A 21,539-nucleotide genomic window follows, 5' to 3' on the forward strand; every position below is an offset into this window, starting at 1 on the left:
GACTCAGCGTTATTGCTGATAGATGGCGTTGTGGAACGGCACCAGCGCCAGCAGCAGCGCCTGGTGGTAAACGCTGGTGCGGCTCAGCCGGCCGTCAGTGAAGACGCCGATGGCGCCGCCCTGACGTTTCACCTCGGCGTTGCCGGTGATCGCCGCCATTTCGCTGCCCAATTCGCGACCGGCGCGAATACCTTGTAAGATGACTTCCGGCAGCATCAGGCTCGCCGAGCGGGATTCGCCACGGATGTGCGGGTTCTCGATGGTCATCCAGGCGAAGGTCATATTCTCTTCAATCCCGGCTTCCACGCCGACCCAAAAATCGGCCTCGGGCCTGACCTGGCGCGCTTCCATCACGCGTTGACGCGAACCGGTGCGGGTTTCGTGGTTGCCTATCGGCTGCAGCGAGACGCCGCTGGCGACGTCAACGGATTCAATGCGGTATTGGCCCGCGCCAAAGACGTCATCGAAGGCGAGTTGAATAGCCTTGATCTTTGCCGGGTTGGTAGTTGCAGCGACAACATGGTACATAACGGGTTTGATATCCTTCTGGCCGATACGCCGGGCAGCGGCAAAAGCGCCGCCGGGCCGGGGATAAACGCAAATTTCACGCAGTATAACGGAAAACAAAAATGTTACAGGTATACCTCGTTCGCCATGGCGAAACGGAATGGAACGCGGCTCGCCGCATCCAGGGTCAGTCCGACAGCCCGTTAACCGCCATGGGTGAACACCAGGCCCGTCTGGTCGCCAGGCGGGTCAGCAAAGAAGGCATTACGCACATCATTACCAGCGATCTGGGGCGCACGCGCCGCACCGCGCAAATCATCGCCGAAGCCTGTGGCTGCGAAGTGATTGGCGATCCGCGTTTGCGTGAGCTGCACATGGGGGTTCTGGAAGAACGCCTGATCGACAGTTTGACGCCGCAGGAAGAGCAGTGGCGCAAACAGATGGTCGATGGTACTCCTGACGGCCGTATCCCTCAAGGCGAATCCATGGAGGAACTCGGCGAGCGCATGCGCGCCGCGCTGGAGAGCTGCCTGATGCTGCCGGAAGGCAGCAAGCCGCTGCTCGTCAGTCATGGCATCGCTTTGGGGTGTTTGATCAGTACGGTGCTGGGGCTGCCGGCCTATGCGGAACGCCGCTTGCGCTTGCGCAACTGCTCACTGTCGCGCGTCGATCATCAGCAGAGCCCGTGGCTGGCTTCCGGCTGGATCGTGGAAACGGCGGGCGATGTCACGCACCTGGACATGCCCGCGTTGGACGAACTGCAGCGTTAACGCCGAATCGGGATCAGGTAATCGCACTTGATCTCGATAGGCGCCTGATGCGGACGGCGCTCGCCTTTCGGGTAGAAGCGTTCGATGTCGTGCCCTTTGCGGCGCGTCAGCTGGAGCGCCGGCAGGCAGGTGCCGTACACCGTCAGAATAAAGTCTTGCAGGTTCTCGGTTGGCCCTTCGTAGCTGAACATCGCAAACTCACCGCCCGGCAACACCAGCGGCTGGCCTTCCTGTACCTTGTCAGGCACCTGATCCGGCTCCAGCGCCGTGGTATACAGCACTTCCTGTTCGTCGTCCTTCTCCTGGCTTGGGCGCGAGTGGTGCAGCCCGTACAGCACTGGCGGCAGGGTTTCGACGTCACCGAGGAACTGACGCCAGAACTGCGAGCGCAGTTCAGTGCGCACGGTGGTGATCTGTTCCAGCGTACAGGAGTAGCTTTGGGTCAGGCCGACCAGGTGTTTGTCTGGCAGCGAGACGAATTCCGGCTGCGGCAGAGTGAAGGCCCCCAGACGGATCGGCGGACAGATGCCGAACGCATTCCAGTCCTCGGCGCGGCGGTACAGCGCCGGCGTTTGCGCAAACTGTTTTTTGAAGGCGCGGGTGAAGGTCTGCTGCGAGTCGAAACGATATTGCAGGGCGATATCCAAAATCGGCCGGCTGGTCAGACGCAGCGCGACGGCGGCTTTGGACAGTCTCCTTGCCCGGATGTAAGCACCGATGGCATTACCGGTAATATCTTTGAACATCCGTTGCAGATGCCATTTGGAGTAGCCGGCCTTGGCCGCCACGTTATCCAGCGACAAGGGTTGGTCCAAATGGCTTTCCAGCCAGCTAAGCAGATCACGAATGATACCGGCTTGATCCATAGATCTTCCTCGTAAAGCTTGGGGGTAGGAACCCGAACTGTTGATTCGTCACGCTGGTGCTGCGCTATCAGACCGATCCATGAGCCATTATGCGTTGCACTCTTTGCCTCTGCTGCGCATGCCGCGCCAGAGTTGGATTGGGGTACACCGTAGTGGGCGCAAAGAAATAACGACGCCGCATCATAGCAACTTTTTTACTCCGCGACTCTCAAAGATTTTTGTCACGCTCTGTGCTAAAACGGACGGTGCGGACCCGTATAAAACCGATTCCGTGAGCTTAGACATAAATAATGGCGATCGCCGAACCTATTTTTGCGGCAAGGTTATATCGGAGTTAAGTAAATGAAAAAAAGCTGGATATTTTTATTCGGTTTGGTTTGCGCAACCGTGGGAAGCGCACAGGCGGAGCAAGTGGGTTCCGTTGATACGGTGTTTAAATTGTTGGGACCGGACCACAAAATCGTGGTCGAAGCGTTCGACGATCCGGATGTTAAAAATGTAACTTGTTATATCAGCCGCGCCAAAACCGGCGGCATCAAAGGCGGCCTGGGGCTGGCGGAAGACACCGCCGACGCGGCCATTTCCTGCCAGCAGGTCGGGCCTATAGAGCTGAGCGACAAGATCAAAAACGGCAAGGCGGAAGGCGATGTGGTGTTCCAGAAACGCACTTCGCTGGTGTTCAAGAAACTGCAGGTGGTGCGCTTCTACGACGCCAAGCGCAATTCACTGATCTACCTGAGCTATTCAGACAAGGTGATCGATGGCTCGCCGAAAAATGCGCTGAGCGCGGTGCCGATCATGCCGTGGGCTGAGACGAAATAAAAAAACGGGGTTCAGCATGCTGAACCCCGTTTTCATGACGGCAGGCGGGAGTTACTCTTCCAGCTCGCCGCAGAAGCGGTAGCCTTCGCCGTGAATGGTGGCGATGATTTCCGGCGTGTCCGGCGTCGATTCGAAGTGTTTGCGAATGCGACGGATGGTGACGTCCACGGTGCGGTCATGTGGCTTCAGTTCGCGACCGGTCATCTTCTTCAGCAGTTCGCCGCGGGATTGGATCTTGCCCGGGTTTTCGCAGAAGTGCAGCATGGCGCGGAATTCACTGCGCGGCAGTTTGTACTGTTCGCCGGCCGGGCTGATCAGCGAGCGGCTGTTGATGTCCAGTTCCCACCCGTTGAACTTGTAGCTCTCGACCAGGCGGCGCTCTTCGCCCAGGCTGCCCAGATTCATGGTGCGCGACAGCAGGTTACGTGCGCGGATAGTCAGCTCACGCGGGTTGAACGGCTTGGTGATGTAATCGTCGGCGCCGATTTCCAGGCCGAGGATCTTATCCACTTCGTTATCGCGGCCGGTCAGGAACATCAAGGCGACGCTGGCCTGTTCACGCAGTTCGCGCGCCAACAGCAGGCCGTTTTTGCCTGGCAGGTTGATGTCCATGATGACCAGATTGATATCATTTTCAGACAGGATATTGTGCATCTCTGCACCATCATTGGCTTCATGAACAATGTAGCCTTCCGCCTCGAAAATGCTCTTCAGGGTGTTACGAGTGACTAACTCGTCTTCGACAATCAGAATGTGCGGGGTCTGCATATTTGCTACCTAAAATTGCCAACAAAATAGAAAATAGGAAGTACAGAAGTCTCTGTTTTCTTAGAGGAGGGCAGAGATAGCGCCACGTTCCCTCTCAGCAAATGACTAAAGTACGTAAACTCGTTCTTGATGCACTTTCCATCTCATGTCAACAAGATCGCTAGCCTGGTGGGGATGCTGTTCCCTACAACCCCTGGGGTGCCAAATCGGCGCATATCCTAACCCCATTAACAGCAATATAACAGCGCGTGCCGAATTCATCACCCAACAAAACTACGCTTTGTTGACATATATCAAATTCAATTGTAGCACGTTAACAGATTTGTGAAAAACACTTACAGAAATGCCAGTTTAAGTCACAGAACCTCAAATTCTGTGAACGATTCAGCATTATCGGGCCCGATAGGATACAATTATTCGCTTATTGATCATCGTCTTGTTTTAACTCATTGATAAATAAATACAGTAAAACATAAGCATGAATAATGACTGTTACGGCGGATTTATTAGCTCAACGAGCCGTTTAATCTTGTTTGTTGCTATTAACGCGTTTATTGTTACGCAATTGTAAATATAAGCGGGCGCTGCGATACCGTCAAAAGCGCAGGCCCGCCTTCGGTGGAAGAGTGATGCAGCTTCATATTGTTTTAGTGGCTCCGGCGCGGCCGGAAAACGTCGGCGCGGCGGCGCGCGCGATGAAAACCATGGGCTTCGCTTCGTTGCGCATCGTCGACAGCGAGGCGCACCTGCAGCCGGCTGCACGCTGGGTGGCACACGGGGCCGGCGAGATCCTCGACGGCGTGCAAACGTTCGCCACGTTGGAACAGGCGCTGGCGGATGTAGACTTCACGGTCGCCACCACCGCCCGCAGCCGCGCGCGTTTTCACTACTACTGCACGCCGCCTGAGCTGCTGGAACAGCTGAGTGAGCGTAAGCAGTGGGTCGGCCAGGCCGCGCTGGTGTTCGGCCGCGAAGATTCCGGCCTGACCAACGAAGAGCTGGCGCTGGCAGATTTGCTGACCGGCGTGCCGATGCAGGCGGACTACCCGTCGCTTAACCTGGGCCAGGCGGTGATGGTGTACTGCTACCAGTTGGCGAGCCTGATGGGCGTCAGCACGCCGCAGGAAAAGGTGGCGTCGGAAGGGCAACTCAAAGCGCTGCGCCACCGCGCCGATGCCTTGTTGAACGCTTTGGATGTCGGCGATGACCAGAAATTGCGCGATTGGCTGCATCAGCGCCTCGGGGCGTTGCAACAGCGAGACACGGCGATGTTGCATACGCTGCTGCACGACATCGAAAAAAAACTCGCCAAGTGATAGCGGCTCCATCAGACGGTTATCCAGCGTGATCCACTAGTAAATCGGCTTTAATTTGTTTTTTTGTTCTGTCGTTTTGCTTTTCACCTCCGATATCGCGCAATGTCGCCGCTGAACGGAAAATAAGCAAAAAAAAGAAATAGTTTGACTTGGGATAGCGATTGCTTTAACCAATAGAGGGGACAGAGTATTTCATGAGACAGACAGACAACATGCGCAACATCAGCCTGAAAACCACAATTATTACCACCACCGATACCACAGGTAACGGGGCGGGCTGACGCGCACAGGAAACACAGAAAAAAGCCCGCACCTAATCAGTGCGGGCTTTTTTTTCGGCTTAAATTCGGAGAGATGACACATGCGAGTGCTGAAATTTGGCGGAACCTCGGTAGCGAATGCGGAACGTTTTCTGCGCGTCGCCGACATCATGGAGAGTAACGCGCGTCAGGGACAGGTAGCCACGGTCTTGTCCGCCCCCGCAAAGATCACCAACCATCTGGTGGCGATGATCGACAAGACGGTGGCGGGTCAGGACATTCTGCCGAATATCAGCGACGCCGAGCGGATCTTTGCCGATCTGCTGAGCGGCCTGGCGCAGGCGCTGCCGGGCTTTGAATACGATCGCCTGAAAGGCGTGGTCGATCAGGAGTTCGCGCAACTCAAGCAGGTGCTGCACGGCGTCTCGCTGTTGGGGCAGTGCCCGGACAGCGTGAACGCGGCGATCATCTGCCGCGGCGAAAAACTCTCCATCGCCATCATGGAAGGGGTGTTCCGCGCCAAGGGCTATCCGGTCACGGTGATCAACCCGGTGGAGAAGCTGCTGGCGCAGGGCCACTACCTGGAGTCTACCGTGGACATCGCCGAGTCCACGCTGCGCATCGCCGCAGCGGCGATCCCGGCCGACCACATCGTGCTGATGGCCGGTTTCACCGCCGGTAACGACAAGGGCGAGCTGGTGGTGTTGGGCCGCAACGGCTCCGACTATTCCGCCGCGGTGCTGGCCGCCTGCCTACGCGCCGACTGTTGCGAAATCTGGACCGACGTCGACGGCGTGTATACCTGCGATCCGCGCACCGTACCGGACGCCAGGCTGCTGAAATCGATGTCGTACCAGGAGGCGATGGAGCTCTCCTATTTCGGCGCCAAAGTGCTGCACCCTCGCACCATCACGCCGATTGCCCAGTTCCAAATCCCTTGCCTGATTAAAAACACCTCTAACCCGCAAGCCCCCGGCACGCTGATCGGTAAAGACAGCACCGATGACGCGATGCCGGTCAAAGGCATCACCAACCTGAACAACATGGCGATGATCAACGTCTCCGGCCCGGGCATGAAAGGCATGGTCGGCATGGCCGCACGGGTGTTCGCCGTGATGTCGCGCGCCGGCATTTCGGTGGTGCTGATCACCCAATCCTCTTCCGAATACAGCATCAGCTTCTGCGTGCCGCAGGGTGAACTGCAGCGCGCCCGCCGGGCGCTGGAAGAGGAGTTCTATCTGGAGTTGAAAGACGGCGTGCTGGATCCGCTGGACGTCATGGAACGCCTGGCGATCATCTCGGTGGTCGGTGACGGCATGCGCACCCTGCGTGGCATCTCCGCGCGCTTCTTCTCCGCGCTGGCGCGCGCCAACATCAATATCGTCGCTATCGCCCAGGGCTCTTCCGAGCGTTCAATTTCGGTGGTGGTCAGCAATGATTCCGCCACCACCGGCGTGCGCGTTAGCCACCAGATGCTGTTCAACACCGATCAGGTGATCGAAGTGTTCGTCATCGGCGTCGGCGGCGTCGGCGGGGCGCTGATCGAGCAAGTCTACCGCCAGCAGCCGTGGCTGAAGCAAAAACATATCGACCTGCGGGTGTGCGGCATCGCCAACTCGCGCGTGATGCTGACCAACGTGCACGGCATCGCGCTGGACAGCTGGCGCGACGAGCTGGCCGGCGCGCAGGAGCCGTTCAATCTCGGCCGCCTGATCCGGCTGGTGAAGGAGTATCATCTGCTGAACCCGGTGATCGTCGACTGTACCTCCAGCCAGGCGGTGGCCGATCAATACGTGGACTTCCTGGCGGACGGTTTCCACGTGGTGACGCCGAACAAAAAGGCCAACACCTCGTCGATGAACTATTATCAGCAACTGCGCGCGGCCGCTGCCGGTTCGCACCGCAAGTTCCTCTATGACACCAACGTCGGCGCCGGTCTGCCGGTGATTGAGAACCTGCAAAACCTGCTGAACGCCGGCGATGAGCTGGTGCGCTTCTCCGGCATCCTGTCCGGGTCGCTGTCCTTTATCTTCGGCAAGCTGGACGAAGGGATGTCGCTGTCGGCTGCGACCCTGCAGGCCAGGGCCAACGGCTACACCGAACCGGATCCGCGCGACGACCTGTCCGGTATGGACGTGGCGCGCAAGCTGCTGATCCTGGCGCGCGAGGCCGGTTACAAACTGGAACTGAGCGATATCGAGGTTGAGGCGGTGCTGCCGCCGTCCTTCGACGCGTCGGGCGATGTGGATCAGTTCCTGGCGCGGCTGCCGGAGCTGGATAAAGAATTCGCGCGCAACGTGGCCAACGCCGCCGAGCAAGGCAAGGTGCTGCGCTATGTCGGCCTGATCGACGAAGGGCGCTGCAAGGTGCGCATCGAGGCGGTGGACGGCAACGATCCGTTGTATAAAGTGAAGAACGGCGAGAACGCGCTGGCCTTCTACAGCCGCTATTATCAGCCGCTGCCGCTGGTGCTGCGCGGCTACGGCGCCGGTAACGATGTGACCGCAGCGGGCGTGTTTGCCGATCTGCTGCGCACACTGTCATGGAAGTTGGGAGTTTAATATGGTTAAGGTGTATGCACCGGCCTCGATCGGTAACGTCAGCGTCGGTTTCGATGTGCTGGGCGCGGCGGTTTCGCCGATCGACGGCACGCTGCTGGGCGACTGCGTCAGCGTCGAAGCCGCCGAAACGTTCACTTTGCAGAATGCCGGGCGCTTCGTCAGCAAGCTGCCGGCCGAGCCGAAAGAGAACATCGTTTATCAATGCTGGGAGCGTTTCTGCCAGGAGATCGGCCGCGAAGTGCCGGTGGCGATGCGGTTGGAAAAGAACATGCCGATCGGATCGGGGCTGGGTTCCAGCGCCTGTTCGGTGGTGGCTGGGCTGATGGCGATGAACGAATTCTGCGATCGGCCGCTGGATAAAATGACGCTGCTTGGCCTGATGGGCGAGCTGGAAGGCCGCATTTCCGGCAGCGTGCATTACGACAACGTGGCGCCATGCTATTTGGGCGGCCTGCAGCTGATGCTGGAAGAAGAAGGCATCATCAGCCAGGAGGTGCCGTGCTTCGACGATTGGCTGTGGGTCATGGCCTATCCCGGCATCAAGGTGTCCACCGCCGAAGCGCGCGCCATTTTACCCGCACAATACCGTCGTCAGGATTGTATCAGCCACGGCCGCTACCTGGCCGGCTTTATTCACGCCTGCCATACCCGGCAGCCGCAGCTGGCCGCCAAATTGATGCAGGATGTGATCGCCGAACCGTACCGCACCCGGCTGTTGCCGGGCTTTGCCGAAGCGCGCAAGGCGGCGCAGGACATCGGCGCGCTGGCCTGCGGCATCTCCGGCTCCGGCCCGACGCTGTTCGCCGTCTGCAACGACGGCGCTACCGCGCAGCGCATGGCCGCCTGGCTGCAACAACACTATCTGCAAAACGACGAAGGTTTTGTTCATATTTGCCGTCTGGATACCGCAGGCGCTCGACTACTGGGATAACGCATGAAACTGTACAACCTTAAGGATCACAACGAGCAGGTCAGCTTCGCGCAGGCGATCAAACAAGGTCTGGGCAAGCAGCAGGGGCTGTTCTTCCCGCTGGAGCTGCCGGCGTTCGAACTGACCGAGATTGACCAGCTGCTGGAGCAGGATTTTGTCACCCGCAGCAGCCGCATTCTGTCGGCCTTTATCGGCGAAGAGGTGCCGGAAGCGGCGCTGAAGAAACGCGTACAGGCCGCCTTTGAGTTCCCGGCGCCGGTGGCGAAAGTGACGGAAGACGTCTCCTGCCTGGAGCTGTTCCACGGCCCGACGCTGGCGTTCAAAGACTTTGGCGGCCGCTTTATGGCGCAGATGCTGGCGGAAGTGGCCGGCGATCAGCCGGTGACCATTTTGACCGCCACCTCCGGCGACACCGGCGCCGCCGTGGCACACGCCTTCTACGGCCTGAAAAACGTCCGGGTGGTGATCCTCTATCCGCAGGGCAAAATCAGCCCGCTGCAGGAAAAGCTGTTCTGCACCCTGGGCGGCAACATTCATACCGTGGCGATCGACGGCGACTTCGACGCCTGTCAGGCGCTGGTGAAGCAGGCGTTCGACGATCAGGAGTTGAAAGATGCGCTGCACCTGAACTCGGCCAACTCGATCAACATCAGCCGCTTGCTGGCGCAGATCTGTTACTACTTCGAAGCGGTGGCGCAGCTGCCGCAGGAAGCGCGCAATCAGCTGGTCATTTCGGTGCCGAGCGGCAACTTCGGCGATCTGACCGCCGGGCTGCTGGCCAAGTCGCTGGGTCTGCCGGTGAAGCGCTTCATCGCCGCCACCAACGCCAACGACACCGTGCCGCGCTTCCTGACCAGCGGCCAGTGGCAGCCGCACGCTACGGTCGCGACGCTGTCCAACGCCATGGACGTCAGCCAGCCAAACAACTGGCCGCGCGTGGAAGAGCTGTTCCGTCGTAAGGTCTGGCAGCTGAAAGAGCTGGGTCACGCGGCGGTCAGCGATGAGACCACCAGGGAAACGATGCGTGAACTGGCCGAGCTGGGCTATATCTCAGAACCACACGCGGCCATTGCCTATCGCGCGCTGCGCGATCAGCTGCAGGAAGGAGAGTTTGGCCTGTTCCTCGGTACCGCGCATCCGGCCAAGTTTAAAGAGAGCGTAGAAGCGATCCTCGGCCAGGAACTGCCGTTGCCGAAAGCGCTGGCGCTGCGGGCCGATCTGCCGCTGCTGTCGCACTCGCTGCCGGCCAATTTCGGCGAGCTGCGCAAGTTCCTGATGGGACTGCCGGCCTGAAGTTCAGCAGGCTAAAATGCGAAAAGCCGTCTTGCGACGGCTTTTTTTATGCCTGCTCCGGGCGTTTGAACACCAGTTCATTACCCTGCGAGGCGGCTTCGTCGAAGGCGTAGCCTTCCAGGTTGAAGTCCACCAGCTGTTCGCTACGCGTCAGGCGATTTTTGATGATAAAGCGGCTCATTAACCCGCGCGCTTTCTTGGCGTAGAAGCTGATGACCTTGTACTTGCCGTTCTTCTCGTCGAGGAACACCGGTTTGATCAGTGCGCCGTGCAGTTTGGCCGGCTTCACCGCTTTGAAATACTCGTCGGACGCCAGGTTGACTACCACGTCGTCGCCCTGCTGCTCCAGCGCTTCGTTGAGTTTCTGGGTGATTTTATCGCCCCAGAAGCTGTACAGGTCTTTGCCTTTCGGGTTTTCCAGCTTGATGCCCATCTCCAGCCGGTACGGCATCATCAGATCGAGCGGGCGCAGCACGCCATACAGGCCGGACAGCATGCGCAGATGCTGCTGGGCGAAGTCGAAATCGGCTTCGTTGAAATCCTGCGCCTGCAGGCCGGTGTAAACGTCTCCCTTGAACGCCAGCAGCGCCTGACGGGCATTGTCCGGGGTAAATGTCGGTTGCCACTCGCTAAAGCGCGCGGCGTTCAGCCCGGCCAGCTTGTCGCTGATGCTCATCAGGCTGGCGATTTGCGCCGGCGTCAGCTCGCGGCAAATTTTGATCAGCTGTTTCGACTTGTCCAGCAGTTCGGGCTGCGTGAAGCGTTCTGTCGCCAGCGGGCTTTCGTAATCGAGCGTTTTTGCAGGGGAAATAATAACGAGCATGGCCAGATCCTGTTTATCCAAGTGCGGATACTGTAGCAAAAAGCGCGGGAAAAAGGGGCAATCGGTCCAATAGGCCGGGGCGCGTATCGCAGGCGCCCCGGAAAACTCAGCGCGGTGGCTTTTGGTCGTCCCACACGCCCGGCTCCAGCTGCGATTTCAGCTCCGGGAATCGGGTGGCGTCGAAGGTTGGCAGCTTGCCCAGGCGGCGTTGGCGATGGTAGTCGTCGGCCAGTTTCAGCGCCACCCGCGACAGCAGCAGGATCGCCGTCAGGTTGGTGATCGCCATCAGGGCCATGGAGGTATCTGCCATTTTCCACACCAGCGGCAGCTCCGCCAGCGCGCCGAACATCACCATGCCCAGCGCCACGCAGCGGAAAATCAGCAGGCCGCCCGGGTGGTTGTGCTCGAGGAACACCAGGTTGCTCTCGGCATAGGCATAGTTGGCGATGATCGAGGTGAAGGCGAAGAAGAAGATGGCGATGGCGACGAACGGTGCCCCCCAACTGCCGACGGCGGTTGACAGCGCGCGCTGGGTCAGATCGATGCCGCTGATGCTGTCGGTCGGCTGATCGAGTATGCCGGAAGAGAGGATGATCGCCGCGGTGGCGCTGCAGATGACGATGGTATCGATAAACACCCCGAGCATTTGCACATAGCCTTGCGAAGCCGGATGCGGCGGATAAGGCGAGGCGGACGCCGCCGCGTTGGGCGCCGAGCCCATGCCGGCTTCGTTGGAGAACAGGCCACGCTGCACGCCCTGAGTCATCGCCTGGGAAATACCGTAACCGACGGCGCCGGCCGCGGCTTCCTGCAGGCCGAAGGCGCTTTTGAAGATCAGCGCCAAGATCGCCGGCATGTGTTCGATGTTATGGCCAATCACCCAGAGAGCCAACAGCAGGTAGGCGCCGGCCATCAGCGGCACCACCAGTTCGGCCACTTTGGCGATGGAACGGATGCCGCCGAAGATCACCACGCCGCTCAGCAACACCAGGCCGATGCCGACGTGCAGCGGCTGCAAATGGAAGGCGACGGCGGAGGCCTGGGCGATGGAGTTGGCCTGCACGGCGTTGAATACCAGGCCGAACGCGATGATCAGGAAGATGGAGAACAGCACGCCCATCCAGCGCATGCCGAGGCCCTTTTCCATGTAATAGGCCGGGCCGCCGCGGTAGTTGCCGTTATCGTCTTTGGTTTTGTAGAGCTGAGCCAGCGAGCTTTCCACAAAGGAGGTGGCCATGCCGATAAACGCCACCACCCACATCCAGAAGATGGCGCCGGGGCCGCCGGCGGTGAGGGCAATGGCGACGCCGGTCAGGTTACCGGTGCCGACGCGCGCCGCCAGCGTGGTGCAGAGCGCCTGAAAAGAGGAGATGCCGGCGCTGTCGCTTTTATTGCTGTTTTTCAACACCGAGAACATGTGGCTGAAGTGGCGAAGCTGGATAAAGCGGGTACGCAACGTGAAGTAGATGCCGGTGCCGAGCAACAGATAAATCAGCACTGACCCCCACAAAATGTTGTTTATAAAATTCATCAGGTCCGTCAAGGGATCCCTCCTCTTATCGAAATGTCATGCGCACCTGGCAGCATCCACCGCAGGTGAAAAACATTGGCCTATTTTTTACAAGAGCTTAGCTGGAATCGGTCCGGCGTCAGTCGATTAAGATTTTTCGCAGATTAGCGGACGAATTGCATCAATTTTTTCGAATTTAACATAATTTATTCGGGCGATAGCACGTTATTGCCTTTCCATCCGCTCGGTTATGGCGAAAGATATCGGCGTAAACGGTTGCTCGCCCAAGGATAAAACAGATGCTTGCGCGCCGCGGTTTTCCAGCCTTGCGCCGGGCTTGGCGCATGTTATTATCAGGGCAGGGCATGGTTGAACAATGCCAAAAGTTCATGCACAAACGATGAGATAATGCCAACATGACCGACAAATTAACTTCCCTGCGCCAGCTGACTACAGTGGTTGCAGATACGGGTGATATCGCGGCAATGAAGCTGTATCAACCGCAGGACGCCACAACCAACCCTTCGCTGATCCTCAATGCAGCCCAAATTCCTGAATACCGCAAACTGATTGACGAAGCCATCGCCTGGGCGCGCGGCCAGAGCAGCGATCGCGAGCAGCAGATCGCCGACGCCGCCGACAAGCTGGCAGTCAACATCGGTCTGGAGATCCTCAAACTGGTTCCGGGCCGCATCTCCACCGAGGTTGACGCGCGTCTGTCTTACGACACCGTTGCCAGCGTGGCCAAGGCCAAGCGCCTGATCAAGCTGTACAACGAAGCCGGCATCAGCAACGATCGCATTCTGATCAAACTGGCCTCGACCTGGCAGGGCATCCGCGCGGCGGAGCAGCTGGAGAAAGAAGGCATCAACTGTAACCTGACGCTGCTGTTCTCCTTCGCTCAGGCTCGCGCCTGTGCCGAAGCCGGCGTTTACCTGATCTCGCCGTTCGTTGGCCGTATCCTCGACTGGTACAAAGCCAACGGCGACAAGAAAGAGTTCGCCCCGCATGAAGATCCGGGCGTGATCTCCGTGACCGAAATTTACCAGTACTACAAACAGCACGGTTACAACACCGTGGTGATGGGCGCCAGCTTCCGTAACGTCGGCGAAATCATCGAACTGGCCGGCTGTGACCGCCTGACCATCGCGCCTGCGCTGCTGAAAGAGCTGGCGGAGAGCGAAGGCGCGCTGGAGCGCAAACTGTCTTACACCGGTGAAGTGAAGGCACGTCCTGCCGCACTGACCGAACCTGAGTTCTACTGGCAGCACAACCAGGATCCGATGGCGGTTGAAAAACTGACCGACGGCATCCGCAAGTTCGCCGTAGACCAGGGTAAACTGGAAAAAATGATCGCCGACCTGCTGTAATTCCCGCAGATCGCGCAGTAAAAAGGTGGCTCAGGCCACCTTTTTTTATGCCCGGCGCTCCCGTCGGCGGGGGAAGCCCTTATACTCTCGGCAATGACAACAGAACGGGAGACGAACCCGTTCGAACCCCATCAGGCTGTAGAGGTTACGCATGGATATTTTACGTATTGGTTTGGTTTCCGTTTCTGACCGCGCTTCCGGCGGCGTTTACCAGGATAAAGGCATTCCGGCGCTGGAGGAGTGGCTGGCCGGCGCGCTGGCGACGCCGTTCAAGCTGGAAACCCGGCTGATCCCCGATGAGCAGACGCAAATTGAACAAACGCTGTGCGAGCTGGTGGACGAAATGGGCTGCCATCTGGTGCTGACCACCGGCGGCACCGGGCCGGCGCGCCGCGACGTCACCCCCGACGCCACGCTGGCGATCGCCGATCGCGTGATGCCCGGCTTCGGCGAGCAAATGCGTCAGATCAGCCTACACTATGTGCCAACGGCTATTCTTTCTCGCCAGGTGGGAGCGATCCGCAAGCAGGCGCTGATCATCAACTTGCCCGGCCAACCGAAGTCGATCAAAGAAACGCTGGAAGGGGTAAAGGATGAGCAGGGCAATGCGGTGGTGCACGGCATCTTCGCCAGCGTGCCTTATTGCATTCAACTGCTCGACGGGCCTTACGTCGAAACGCACGCCGCGGTGGTAGCAGCATTTCGGCCAAAGAGCGCGCGTCGCGAGATAAACCTCTAAATTTCAGCGTTCTGCGAGATCGGCTTCAGCCCGTCTGGTGTGAAAATAATTTGCCGTTATAGTAAGGATTCTTTTACAGAAAGCCTGCGGCTTTTATTTTTACAGCCTTTACCGACGGTGCCCTATGCCTCACGACACTAATCGCCGGCTGAACCGGCAAGACTACAAAACGCTGACGTTGGCCGCGTTGGGCGGTGCGCTGGAGTTTTACGACTTCATCATCTTCGTGTTCTTCGCCGCCGTGGTCGGCGATCTGTTCTTCCCGGCGGACATGCCGGAGTGGCTGCGGCTGGTGCAAACCTTCGGCATCTTCGCCGCCGGCTATCTTGCCCGCCCGCTGGGCGGCATCGTGATGGCGCACTTCGGCGATCTGGTCGGCCGCAAAAAGATGTTTACCCTGAGCATTCTGCTGATGGCGTTGCCGACGCTGGCGATGGGTCTGCTGCCGACCTACGCCAGCATCGGCATCGCCGCGCCGCTGCTGCTGCTGTTGATGCGCGTGCTGCAAGGCGCGGCGATCGGCGGTGAGGTGCCGGGCGCCTGGGTCTTCGTCGCCGAACACGTGCCGCGCCGGCGCATCGGCTTCGCCTGCGGCACGCTGACCGCCGGGTTGACGGTAGGCATCTTGCTGGGTTCGGTGGTGGCGACGGTGATCAACACCACGCTTAGCCCGCAGAGCATCGCCGGCGGCGGCTGGCGTATTCCTTTCCTGTTGGGTGGCATGTTCGGCTTGGTGGCGATGTACCTGCGCCGCTGGCTGCAGGAAACGCCAATCTTTATCGAGATGCAGGCGCGTAAAGCGCTGGCCGAAGAGCTGCCGCTGAAATCGGTGGTGCTCAATCACAAACGGGAAGTGGTGGTGTCGATGCTGCTGACCTGGCTGCTCTCTGCGGGTATCGTGGTGGTGATCCTGATGACCCCAACCTATCTGCAAAAACAGTTCGCCATTGCGCCGGCTTTGACGCTGCAGGCCAACAGTATCGCCACCATCATGCTGATCGCCGGCTGCATTGTCGCCGGTTTGTCGGCCGATCGCTTCGGCGCCAGCAAAACGCTGGTGGTCGGCAGTGTGCTGCTGGCCGGCTGCAGCTGGCTGTTCTATCAAACGGTGGGCGTGCGCCCGGAAATGTTGTTCGCCTGCTATGCGCTGGTGGGCTTCAGCGTAGGCGTGGTGGGGGCCGTGCCGTATGTGATGGTGCGGGCCTTCCCGGCGGAAGTGCGGTTTACCGGCATCTCGTTCTCATATAACGTCTCATACGCTATTTTTGGCGGTTTAACCCCTATTTTTGTGACGTTGATCATGAAATTGACCCCGTTAGCGCCCGCTTACTATGTGCTGGCGCTGTCGCTCATCGGGCTGCTGCTCGGCGTCTACCTGCATCGCGACCTGAACAGCGAAGCCGGCGAGCGGCGAGCCGATTCCTACAGCTAAAAAAAAGCCCTGCACTGCAGGGCTTTTTCGTCAGGGAAGGGCGATTACGCCGTGACCGGCGAGGCCGCGACGCGGGCCGGAGCCGGCTCGCCAATTGGCAGCACGGTGCGGCCGTATTGCTCGTTGAGCACTTCGGCCATCGCCAGGTAAATGGCGCTGGCACCGCAGATGATGCCCTCATAACCGGCGAAGGTCAGCAGCGCGTGATTGCCGGTGATGTTGCCGACGGCCAGCAGGGCGAACAGCAGCGTGAGGCTGGCGAACACGAACTGCAGCACGCGGTTGGCGGCCAGGGTGCCGAAGAACATGAACAGGGTGAAGACGCCCCACAGCGCCAGGTAGATGCCCAGCACGTGCGCCTCGGTGGCTTCAGCCAGGCCCAGACGCGGCAGCAGCAGCAGGCCGACCAGGCTCAGCCAGAAGCTGCCGTAGGCGGTGAACGCCGTCATGCCGAAGGTGTTGCCCTTCTTGTACTCCAGCAGACCGGCCAGGATCTGGGCCAGGCCACCGAAGAAAATCCCCATGCTGATGATGGCGGAGTTCAGTGGGAAAAAGCCCGCGTTGTGCAGGTTCAGCAAGACGGTGGTCATCCCGAAGCCCATCAGGCCGAGAGGGCCGGGATTCGCCAACTTGTTGGTGTGCATAAGTCCTCTGCGATAACAGAAAATTAACGGAAACAGCGAAGTAAAATCATAAATGGTCTGAATGGCCAAAAAATCGAAGTTTTCCACCAGAGCGCGCGCATCATAATGATCCCCGCAGCCGGAAACAATGATCTGAATGACGATAAAAAAAGAAATTTTTTTCGCCTTGCCCCTTGATGCCGGACGGGATGGCCCCATCTTATTTGCAACCGCAGCTGCTAACCGCGGGTCGCACTGAGATATCGGGCAGTTGAAAAGCAAAAAATCGCCCGCATATAGGTTAGCAACCTGACTGATTATGAATTTTTTAGTGGAGACGTTTAGATGGGCAAAATTATTGGTATCGACCTGGGTACTACCAACTCTTGCGTAGCAATTATGGATGGTGCCAAGGCACGCGTGCTGGAAAACGCCGAGGGCGACCGCACCACTCCTTCTATTATCGCATATACCCAGGACGGTGAAACTCTGGTTGGCCAGCCGGCTAAGCGTCAGGCAGTGACCAACCCTGAAAACACCCTGTTCGCCATCAAGCGCCTGATCGGTCGCCGCTTCCAGGATGAAGAAGCGCAGCGCGACAAAGCGATCATGCCGTACAAAATCGTCGAAGCCGACAACGGCGACGCCTGGCTGGAAGTGAAAGGCCAGAAAATGGCTCCGCCGCAGATCTCTGCGGAAGTGCTGAAAAAAATGAAGAAAACGGCGGAAGATTACCTGGGCGAACCGGTAACTGAAGCGGTTATCACCGTACCGGCTTACTTCAACGACGCCCAGCGTCAGGCGACCAAAGACGCCGGCCGCATCGCGGGTCTGGAAGTCAAACGCATCATCAACGAACCGACCGCTGCGGCCCTGGCCTACGGCCTGGACAAAGAAGTCGGCAACCGCACCATCGCGGTTTATGACCTGGGCGGCGGTACTTTCGATATCTCTATCATCGAAATCGACGACGTTGACGGCGAAAAAACCTTTGAAGTGCTGGCGACCAACGGTGACACCCACCTGGGTGGCGAAGACTTCGACAGCCGTCTGATCAACTACCTGGTGGAAGAGTTCAAGAAAGATCAGGGTATCGATCTGCGCAACGATCCGCTGGCGATGCAGCGCCTGAAAGAAGCCGCTGAGAAAGCGAAGATTGAACTGTCTTCCGCTCAGCAGACCGACGTTAACCTGCCGTACATCACTGCAGACGCGACCGGTCCAAAACACATGAACATCAAAGTGACTCGCGCCAAACTCGAGTCTCTGGTTGAAGATCTGGTTGCGCGTTCTATCGAACCGCTGAAAGTGGCGCTGAAAGACGCAGGCCTGTCGGTTTCCGACATCCAGGACGTGATCCTGGTGGGCGGCCAGACCCGTATGCCAATGGTGCAGAAGAAAGTCGCAGACTTCTTCGGCAAAGAACCGCGTAAAGACGTGAACCCGGACGAAGCGGTTGCCGTAGGCGCTGCGGTACAGGGCGGCGTGTTGGCCGGTGATGTGAAGGACGTTCTGCTGCTGGACGTGACCCCGCTGTCGCTGGGTATCGAAACCATGGGCAGCGTGATGACGCCGCTGATCACCAAAAACACCACGATCCCGACCAAGCACAGCCAGGTGTTCTCTACTGCGGAAGACAACCAGTCTGCAGTAACCATCCACGTGCTGCAGGGTGAGCGTAAGCGCGCCAGCGATAACAAATCTCTGGGCCAGTTCAACCTGGACGGCATCCAGGCGGCACCGCGCGGCATGGCGCAGATCGAAGTGACCTTCGATATCGATGCCGACGGCATCCTGCACGTGTCTGCCAAAGACAAGAACACCGGTCGTGAGCAGAAGATCACCATCAAGGCATCTTCTGGCCTGAACGAAGACGAAATCCAGAAAATGGTGCGCGATGCCGAGCTGAACGCTGAAGCTGACCGCAAGTTCGAAGAGCTGGTACAGACGCGTAACCAGGCGGATCACCTGATCCACGGTACTCGCAAGCAGCTGGAAGAAGCGGGTGACAAACTGCCGGCGGAAGATAAAACGGCGATCGAAGCGGCGCTGAAAGATCTGGAAGCGGCGGTGAAAGGCGAAGATAAAGCCGAGATCGAAGCGAAGACTCAGGCGCTGGTGCAGGTTTCCGGCAAGCTGCTGGAAATGGCTCAGGCGCAGCAGGCTCAGCAGGGTGCTGACGCCGGCGCGGACAACGCGGCGCAGAAAGACGACGACGTGGTTGACGCTGAGTTCGAAGAAGTTAAAGACAAAAAATAATCGCCCTTAAGCGGGCACGGGGCGGCCGAGATGCCGCTACCGAAAACCAGCACGGGCGTCGAGGCAACTCTGCGCCCGTGCACGCATGTTAAGGGTAAGCGAAAGAATGGCGAAGAAAGACTATTACGAGATTCTCGGCGTCAGCAAGACGGCGGATGAACGTGAGATCAAGAAGGCGTATAAACGCCTGGCGATGAAATACCATCCTGACCGCAACCAGGAACAAGACGCCGAAACCAAGTTTAAAGAAGTTAAAGAAGCTTACGAAGTCCTGACCGACGACCAGAAACGCGCGGCCTACGACCAGTATGGCCACGCGGCCTTTGAACAGGGCGGCATGGGCGGCGGCGGCTTTGGCGGCGGTGCCGACTTCAGCGATATCTTTGGCGACGTGTTTGGCGATATCTTCGGCGGAGGCCGCCGTCAGCGCGCCAGCCGCGGTTCTGATCTGCGCTATAACATGGAGCTGACCCTCGAGGAAGCGGTACGTGGCGTCACCAAAGAGATCCGCATCCCGACGCTGGAAGAGTGCGACGTCTGCCACGGCAGCGGCGCCAAGCCGGGCAGTTCACCGGTCACCTGCCCAACCTGTCACGGTCAAGGCCAGGTGCAAATGCGTCAGGGTTTCTTCACCGTGCAGCAGGCGTGTCCACACTGCCATGGCCGCGGCCAGATCATCAAAGATCCGTGCAACAAGTGCCACGGTCACGGCCGGGTTGAGAAATCCAAAACGCTGTCGGTGAAAATTCCGGCCGGCGTCGATACTGGCGACCGCATCCGCCTGGCGGGTGAAGGCGAAGCCGGTGAGCACGGCGCACCGGCGGGCGATCTGTACGTTCAGGTGCAGGTGAAGGCGCACCCGATCTTCGAGCGTGAAGGCAACAACCTGTACTGTGAAGTGCCGATCAACTTCGCCATGGCGGCGCTGGGCGGCGAGATTGAAGTGCCGACGCTGGATGGCCGGGTGAAACTGAAGGTGCCTTCGGAGACCCAAACCGGCAAGCTGTTCCGCATGCGCGGCAAGGGTGTGAAATCGGTGCGTGGGGGCAGCCAGGGCGATCTGCTGTGCCGCGTAGTGGTGGAAACACCGGTCAATCTGAACGACAAGCAGAAGCAACTGCTGCGTGAGCTGGAAGAGAGCCTGGGCGGCCCATCCGGCGACAAGAACAGCCCGCGCTCGAAAAGCTTCTTCGACGGGGTGAAAAAGTTCTTTGACGATCTGACTCGCTAACCTTCTGTTTCTGTTGGTTTATGTTAGAACCCCGGGCATTTGCCCGGGGTTTTTATTTGCGTGCTACAACGCTCATTCCCTAAGAATAATGTGATTTACTCGTGCTTTTGATCGGTTTTTTCGAGTTATTTAGCATTTATAAACTTATTTTTTCGAACTAAAACGCCCTCTATACTCACTTCATGACTGTGGTTCGCAGGGCGCTACGTCCTGCACAGATTTGGAGAGACGTACTGTGACCAACATCATTCGTCAATTTTTACGTCAGGAAGCCGCGGGCGGCATCATTCTGATCGCGGCGGCGATCGTCGCCCTGATCATGGCCAACAGCCCGGCGCAGGGGATCTATCAGGCATTTCTTAACCTGCCGGTGATGGTGAAAATTGCTTCGCTGGAGATCGCCAAGCCGCTGCTGCTGTGGATCAACGACGGCCTGATGGCCATCTTCTTCCTGGTGGTGGGGCTCGAGGTCAAGCGCGAGCTGATGCAAGGCTCGCTGTCCGGGCGTGACAAGGCGGTGTTTCCGGCGATCGCCGCACTGGGCGGCATGCTGGCGCCGGCGCTGATTTACCTGCTTTTCAACGGCGCGGATGAAGTCACTCGCCAGGGTTGGGCAATCCCGGCGGCGACCGATATCGCCTTCGCGCTGGGCGTAATGGCGCTGCTGGGCAACCGCGTGCCGACCAGCCTGAAAGTATTCCTGCTGGCGTTGGCGATCATCGATGACCTGGGCGTGATTATCATCATCGCGCTGTTCTACACCCACGAAGTGTCGATGGTGGCGCTGGGCGTGGCAGCGGCGGCGACGGTGCTGCTGGCGGTGATGAACTGGCGTGGCGTGGGAAAAACCTCGCTGTATATGATGGTTGGCCTGGTGTTGTGGGTGGCGATCCTCAAGTCCGGGGTGCACGCGACGTTGGCCGGGGTGATCGTCGGCTTTATGATCCCGCTGAACGTCAAGAAGGGGCCATCGCCATCGGAAACGCTGGAGCATGAGCTGCACCCGTGGGTCGCGTTTATGATCCTGCCGCTGTTCGCTTTCGCTAACGCCGGGGTCTCTTTACAGGGCGTATCGCTGGAAGGATTGACGTCGCTGCTGCCGGTCGGGATTGCGGCTGGCTTGTTTATCGGTAAGCCGCTGGGGATTTTCCTCTTCAGCCTGCTGGCGGTGAAAATGGGCATCGCCCGTTTGCCTGAAGGCATCGGCTTCAAACAGGTATTTGCCGTTTCGGTGCTTTGCGGTATTGGTTTCACCATGTCGATTTTTATCGCCTCGCTGGCGTTCGGCGAGGCGGATATGGCGCTCAGCACCTATTCCCGTCTGGGGATCCTGTTGGGCTCGACGGCTGCGGCGGTGGTAGGGTATGGATTGCTGCGTCTGGCGTTGCCGCGCGTACGTTAATCCTGAATGTGCCCGGTAAGGGCACATAATAAAATGGCTGGTCGGAGCTGTACGGT

General features: G+C 58.8%; 19 protein-coding genes and 1 other annotated feature. Of the genes, 13 read left to right on the forward strand and 6 right to left on the reverse strand.

Annotation, left to right across the window (positions count from 1 at the left end; translation table 11 throughout):
- Window positions 1-9: 9 nt before the first annotated feature.
- Window positions 10-528: an inosine/xanthosine triphosphatase gene (gene yjjX, locus ACMGGW_RS01775; RefSeq protein ID WP_004933015.1), complete on the reverse strand. Its 519-nt coding sequence runs from the start codon at window positions 526-528 to the stop codon at window positions 10-12.
- 101 nt (window positions 529-629) lie between these two features.
- Between yjjX and gpmB the strand changes: the two genes are divergently transcribed.
- A complete protein-coding gene (gene gpmB, locus ACMGGW_RS01780) occupies window positions 630-1,277 on the forward strand; it encodes a 2,3-diphosphoglycerate-dependent phosphoglycerate mutase GpmB (protein WP_025305227.1) in 648 nt (215 codons plus the stop codon).
- Here the strand turns inward: gpmB and robA are convergent.
- Entirely contained in the window at window positions 1,274-2,143 is an 870-nt protein-coding gene (robA, locus tag ACMGGW_RS01785) for an MDR efflux pump AcrAB transcriptional activator RobA (protein WP_025305228.1), read from the reverse strand. The genes gpmB and robA overlap by 4 nt on opposite strands.
- A gap of 342 nt (window positions 2,144-2,485) precedes the next feature.
- Between robA and creA the strand changes: the two genes are divergently transcribed.
- Window positions 2,486-2,965, forward strand: coding sequence for a protein CreA (creA, locus tag ACMGGW_RS01790; protein ID WP_004933005.1), 480 nt, complete (start codon window positions 2,486-2,488; stop codon window positions 2,963-2,965).
- Between the two features lie 51 nt (window positions 2,966-3,016).
- Here creA and arcA read toward each other — a convergent pair whose 3' ends face one another.
- Complete coding sequence (gene arcA, locus ACMGGW_RS01795) at window positions 3,017-3,733, reverse strand: two-component system response regulator ArcA (protein WP_025305229.1); 717 nt, start codon at window positions 3,731-3,733, stop codon at window positions 3,017-3,019.
- A 629-nt stretch (window positions 3,734-4,362) separates the two neighbouring features.
- Between arcA and ACMGGW_RS01800 the strand changes: the two genes are divergently transcribed.
- The 5 genes from ACMGGW_RS01800 (at window position 4,363) to thrC (ending at window position 10,094) form a co-directional block, all read left to right on the forward strand.
- Window positions 4,363-5,049, forward strand: a complete 687-nt coding sequence (locus ACMGGW_RS01800; protein ID WP_025305230.1) for a tRNA/rRNA methyltransferase — start codon at window positions 4,363-4,365, stop codon at window positions 5,047-5,049.
- 212 nt (window positions 5,050-5,261) lie between these two features.
- Window positions 5,262-5,330 (forward strand): thr operon leader peptide, encoded by a 69-nt coding sequence (thrL, locus tag ACMGGW_RS01805; RefSeq protein WP_086581142.1) that lies wholly within the window; start codon window positions 5,262-5,264, stop codon window positions 5,328-5,330.
- Window positions 5,269-5,386, forward strand: a sequence feature (Thr leader region). Its footprint overlaps the gene before it by 62 nt.
- Before the next feature lie 24 nt (window positions 5,387-5,410).
- Window positions 5,411-7,870, forward strand: coding sequence for a bifunctional aspartate kinase/homoserine dehydrogenase I (gene thrA, locus ACMGGW_RS01810; RefSeq protein ID WP_043136016.1), 2,460 nt, complete (start codon window positions 5,411-5,413; stop codon window positions 7,868-7,870).
- Window position 7,871: 1 nt separating this feature from the next.
- The gene (thrB, locus tag ACMGGW_RS01815; RefSeq protein WP_025301515.1) at window positions 7,872-8,801 is read left to right on the forward strand and encodes a homoserine kinase; all 930 of its coding nucleotides are present in this window, start codon (window positions 7,872-7,874) and stop codon (window positions 8,799-8,801) included.
- Between the two features lie 3 nt (window positions 8,802-8,804).
- A complete protein-coding gene (gene thrC / locus ACMGGW_RS01820) occupies window positions 8,805-10,094 on the forward strand; it encodes a threonine synthase (protein ID WP_043136010.1) in 1,290 nt (429 codons plus the stop codon).
- 46 nt (window positions 10,095-10,140) lie between these two features.
- Here the strand turns inward: thrC and yaaA are convergent, their stop codons facing one another.
- Together yaaA and ACMGGW_RS01830 are read right to left on the reverse strand one after the other, a co-directional pair.
- A complete protein-coding gene (yaaA, locus tag ACMGGW_RS01825) occupies window positions 10,141-10,917 on the reverse strand; it encodes a peroxide stress protein YaaA (protein WP_025301517.1) in 777 nt (258 codons plus the stop codon).
- 106 nt (window positions 10,918-11,023) lie between these two features.
- On the reverse strand, window positions 11,024-12,460 hold the full coding sequence (locus ACMGGW_RS01830) for an alanine/glycine:cation symporter family protein (RefSeq protein WP_033641226.1): 1,437 nt from the start codon (window positions 12,458-12,460) through the stop codon (window positions 11,024-11,026).
- 383 nt (window positions 12,461-12,843) lie between these two features.
- Between ACMGGW_RS01830 and tal the strand changes: the two genes are divergently transcribed.
- The 3 genes from tal to ACMGGW_RS01845 all read left to right on the forward strand — a co-directional run bounded on the left by tal (window position 12,844) and on the right by ACMGGW_RS01845 (window position 15,968).
- Complete coding sequence (gene tal / locus ACMGGW_RS01835; RefSeq protein WP_004932982.1) at window positions 12,844-13,797, forward strand: transaldolase; 954 nt, start codon at window positions 12,844-12,846, stop codon at window positions 13,795-13,797.
- Window positions 13,798-13,948: 151 nt separating this feature from the next.
- Complete coding sequence (gene mog / locus ACMGGW_RS01840; protein ID WP_015376607.1) at window positions 13,949-14,536, forward strand: molybdopterin adenylyltransferase; 588 nt, start codon at window positions 13,949-13,951, stop codon at window positions 14,534-14,536.
- 124 nt (window positions 14,537-14,660) lie between these two features.
- The gene (locus ACMGGW_RS01845) at window positions 14,661-15,968 is read left to right on the forward strand and encodes an MFS transporter (RefSeq protein WP_049207242.1); all 1,308 of its coding nucleotides are present in this window, start codon (window positions 14,661-14,663) and stop codon (window positions 15,966-15,968) included.
- 44 nt (window positions 15,969-16,012) lie between these two features.
- On the opposite strand, the gene satP is transcribed toward ACMGGW_RS01845, so the two are convergent.
- Window positions 16,013-16,612: an acetate uptake transporter gene (satP, locus tag ACMGGW_RS01850; RefSeq protein WP_025301520.1), complete on the reverse strand. Its 600-nt coding sequence runs from the start codon at window positions 16,610-16,612 to the stop codon at window positions 16,013-16,015.
- 324 nt (window positions 16,613-16,936) lie between these two features.
- On the opposite strand from satP, the gene dnaK reads away from it, so the two are divergent.
- The 3 genes from dnaK to nhaA all read left to right on the forward strand — a co-directional run bounded on the left by dnaK (window position 16,937) and on the right by nhaA (window position 21,483).
- Window positions 16,937-18,850 (forward strand): molecular chaperone DnaK, encoded by a 1,914-nt coding sequence (dnaK, locus tag ACMGGW_RS01855; RefSeq protein ID WP_004932972.1) that lies wholly within the window; start codon window positions 16,937-16,939, stop codon window positions 18,848-18,850.
- A gap of 106 nt (window positions 18,851-18,956) precedes the next feature.
- Window positions 18,957-20,081, forward strand: coding sequence for a molecular chaperone DnaJ (dnaJ, locus tag ACMGGW_RS01860; protein ID WP_004932969.1), 1,125 nt, complete (start codon window positions 18,957-18,959; stop codon window positions 20,079-20,081).
- A 235-nt stretch (window positions 20,082-20,316) separates the two neighbouring features.
- On the forward strand, window positions 20,317-21,483 hold the full coding sequence (gene nhaA / locus ACMGGW_RS01865; RefSeq protein ID WP_025301521.1) for a Na+/H+ antiporter NhaA: 1,167 nt from the start codon (window positions 20,317-20,319) through the stop codon (window positions 21,481-21,483).
- The last annotated feature ends 56 nt before the right edge of the window (window positions 21,484-21,539 follow it).

This window comes from Serratia sp. BNK-4, from assembly GCF_048685115.1.
In the GTDB taxonomy this organism is placed as follows: domain Bacteria; phylum Pseudomonadota; class Gammaproteobacteria; order Enterobacterales; family Enterobacteriaceae; genus Serratia; species Serratia bockelmannii.

Excerpts from the sequence above, each read along its gene's own strand:
- ACMGGW_RS01800 (WP_025305230.1), top strand. The coding sequence starts at position 4,363 with ATGCAGCTTCATATTGTTTTAGTGGCTCCGGCGCGGCCGGAAAACGTC.
- ACMGGW_RS01845 (WP_049207242.1), top strand. The coding sequence starts at position 14,661 with ATGCCTCACGACACTAATCGCCGGCTGAACCGGCAAGACTACAAAACG.
- dnaK (WP_004932972.1), top strand. The coding sequence starts at position 16,937 with ATGGGCAAAATTATTGGTATCGACCTGGGTACTACCAACTCTTGCGTA.
- thrA (WP_043136016.1), top strand. The coding sequence starts at position 5,411 with ATGCGAGTGCTGAAATTTGGCGGAACCTCGGTAGCGAATGCGGAACGT.
- satP (WP_025301520.1), bottom strand. The coding sequence starts at position 16,612 with ATGCACACCAACAAGTTGGCGAATCCCGGCCCTCTCGGCCTGATGGGC.
- robA (WP_025305228.1), bottom strand. The coding sequence starts at position 2,143 with ATGGATCAAGCCGGTATCATTCGTGATCTGCTTAGCTGGCTGGAAAGC.
- gpmB (WP_025305227.1), top strand. The coding sequence starts at position 630 with ATGTTACAGGTATACCTCGTTCGCCATGGCGAAACGGAATGGAACGCG.
- tal (WP_004932982.1), top strand. The coding sequence starts at position 12,844 with ATGACCGACAAATTAACTTCCCTGCGCCAGCTGACTACAGTGGTTGCA.
- arcA (WP_025305229.1), bottom strand. The coding sequence starts at position 3,733 with ATGCAGACCCCGCACATTCTGATTGTCGAAGACGAGTTAGTCACTCGT.
- thrB (WP_025301515.1), top strand. The coding sequence starts at position 7,872 with ATGGTTAAGGTGTATGCACCGGCCTCGATCGGTAACGTCAGCGTCGGT.
- mog (WP_015376607.1), top strand. The coding sequence starts at position 13,949 with ATGGATATTTTACGTATTGGTTTGGTTTCCGTTTCTGACCGCGCTTCC.
- dnaJ (WP_004932969.1), top strand. The coding sequence starts at position 18,957 with ATGGCGAAGAAAGACTATTACGAGATTCTCGGCGTCAGCAAGACGGCG.
- yaaA (WP_025301517.1), bottom strand. The coding sequence starts at position 10,917 with ATGCTCGTTATTATTTCCCCTGCAAAAACGCTCGATTACGAAAGCCCG.
- thrC (WP_043136010.1), top strand. The coding sequence starts at position 8,805 with ATGAAACTGTACAACCTTAAGGATCACAACGAGCAGGTCAGCTTCGCG.
- creA (WP_004933005.1), top strand. The coding sequence starts at position 2,486 with ATGAAAAAAAGCTGGATATTTTTATTCGGTTTGGTTTGCGCAACCGTG.
- yjjX (WP_004933015.1), bottom strand. The coding sequence starts at position 528 with ATGTACCATGTTGTCGCTGCAACTACCAACCCGGCAAAGATCAAGGCT.